1 tRNA gene and 2 rRNA genes (1 of these 3 cut by a window edge) are annotated in these 2,500 nt (G+C 53.8%); all 3 read left to right on the top strand.

Features of this window, described 5'->3' with window-relative positions:
- A 23S ribosomal RNA gene (locus BXY66_RS20345) occupies nucleotides 1-2,155 on the top strand (it extends 675 nt beyond the left edge of the window).
- Nucleotides 2,156-2,230: 75 nt separating this feature from the next.
- Nucleotides 2,231-2,345: ribosomal RNA gene (rrf, locus tag BXY66_RS20340) — 5S ribosomal RNA — on the top strand.
- Between the two features lie 78 nt (nucleotides 2,346-2,423).
- Nucleotides 2,424-2,500, top strand: a tRNA-Met gene (locus BXY66_RS20335).

The following is a 2,500-nucleotide window of genomic DNA, read 5'->3' as shown; positions in this document are numbered from 1 at the left end:
AGTTAGATGGATCAGACCCGAAACCGAGTGATCTAGGCATGGCCAGGTTGAAGGTGCGGTAACACGCACTGGAGGACCGAACCCACATCTGTTGAAAAAGATCGGGATGAGCTGTGCCTAGGGGTGAAAGGCCAATCAAACTCGGAGATAGCTGGTTCTCTGCGAAATCTATTTAGGTAGAGCGTCATCTGAATACCCCGGGGGGTAGAGCACTGAATGGGTAATGGGGGCCCACAGCCTTACTGATCCTAATCAAACTCCGAATACCCGGGAGTACTAGATGGCAGACACACTGCGGATGCTAACGTCCGTAGTGGAGAGGGAAACAACCCTGACCTACGACTAAGGCCCCTAATTCATGGCTAAGTGGGAAAGCAGGTGGGACGACCAAAACAACCAGGAGGTTGGCTTAGAAGCAGCCATCCTTTAAAGATAGCGTAACAGCTCACTGGTCTAAATAAGTTGTCCTGCGGCGAAGATGTAACGGGGCTCAAGCCATGAGCCGAAGTCTAGGATGCACGTAGTGCATGGTAGCAGAGCGTAGTGTGACATAGTTCCAATCCTCTTTAGCATTCTCCGGAATGCCTTGGAGGATATGGAGCTTTCGATGAAGCCGGGGCGTGAGCCATCCGGTGGAGAGATCACTAGTGAGAATGATGACATGAGTAGCGACAAAGAGTGTGAGAGACACTCTCGCCGAAAGTCCAAGGGTTCCTGCTTAAAGCTAATCTGAGCAGGGTAAGCCGGCCCCTAAGCCGAGGGCGAAAGCCGTAGGCGATGGGAACCAGGTTAATATTCCTGGGCCAGGAGGATGTGACGGATCGTGAAGGTAGTTCACTCTTATCGGATTGAGTGGGCTGCTGATCGGTTCCTGGAAATAGCCCTCCATGAGACCGTACCCTAAACCGACACAGGTGGACTGGTAGAGCATACCAAGGCGCTTGAGAGAACGATGTTGAAGGAACTCGGCAAAATACCTCCGTAAGTTCGCGAGAAGGAGGCCCAGTTTCTACGCAAGTATTGGCTGGGGGCACAAACCAGGGGGTGGCGACTGTTTACTAAAAACACAGGGCTCTGCGAAGTCGCAAGACGACGTATAGGGTCTGACGCCTGCCCGGTGCCTGAAGGTTAAAAGGAGGGGTGAGAGCTCCGAATTGAAGCCCAGGTAAACGGCGGCCGTAACTATAACGGTCCTAAGGTAGCGAAATTCCTTGTCGGGTAAGTTCCGACCTGCACGAATGGCGTAACGACTTCCCCGCTGTCTCCAACATCGACTCAGCGAAATTGAATTGCCTGTCAAGATGCAGGCTTCCCGCGGTTAGACGGAAAGACCCCGTGCACCTTTACTACAGCTTCACACTGGCATCAGGCCATGCATGTGCAGGATAGGTGGTGGGCTTTGAAACCAGAACGCCAGTTTTGGTGGAGCCTCCCTTGAGATACCACCCTTGCATTGCTTGATGTCTAACCGCGGTCCGTTATCCGGATCCGGGACCCTGTGTGGCGGGTAGTTTGACTGGGGCGGTCGCCTCCTAAAGCGTAACGGAGGCGCGCGAAGGTTGGCTCAGAGCGGTCGGAAATCGCTCGTTGAGTGCAATGGCAGAAGCCAGCCTGACTGCGAGACTGACAAGTCGAGCAGAGTCGAAAGACGGCCATAGTGATCCGGTGGTCCCGAGTGGAAGGGCCATCGCTCAACGGATAAAAGGTACGCCGGGGATAACAGGCTGATACTGCCCAAGAGTCCATATCGACGGCAGTGTTTGGCACCTCGATGTCGGCTCATCTCATCCTGGGGCTGGAGCAGGTCCCAAGGGTACGGCTGTTCGCCGTTTAAAGAGGTACGTGAGCTGGGTTTAGAACGTCGTGAGACAGTTCGGTCCCTATCTGCCGTGGGTGTAGGATACTTGAGAGGAGTTGCCCCTAGTACGAGAGGACCGGGGTGAACGATCCACTGGTGGACCTGTTGTTGCGCCAGCAGCAGTGCAGGGTAGCTATGATCGGACAGGATAACCGCTGAAGGCATCTAAGCGGGAAGCCCCCCTCAAAACAAGGTATCCCTGAGGGCCGTGGAAGACCACCACGTCGATAGGCCGGAGATGTAAGTGCAGTAATGCATTCAGTTGACCGGTACTAATGGCCCGATAGGCTTGATTTGATCCAGTAAAAGAAAGACTGGATACCAAAAAGCATACACTGCTTACTTGGACAAAGAACCGGGTTGTTTACTCGGTTTGGTGATCATAGCGCGAGTGAAACACCCGGTCCCATCCCGAACCCGGCAGTTAAGCACCGTAGCGCCGATGGTACTGCATCTTAAGGTGTGGGAGAGTAGGTCATCGCCAAACCTAGTAAACAACTCGGCTCTCGTATCTCTCAAAACGATCACTCAGCTAAACAGAAAAACGCTGAGTAAGCCAAATTGGCGCGGGATGGAGCAGCCCGGTAGCTCGTCAGGCTCATAACCTGAAGGTCGCAGGTTCAAATCCTGCTCCCGCAACCA

This window comes from Shimia isoporae (genome assembly GCF_004346865.1).
In the GTDB taxonomy this organism is placed as follows: Bacteria; Pseudomonadota; Alphaproteobacteria; order Rhodobacterales; family Rhodobacteraceae; genus Shimia; species Shimia isoporae.
This window is presented reverse-complemented; position numbering and strand designations above follow the sequence as displayed.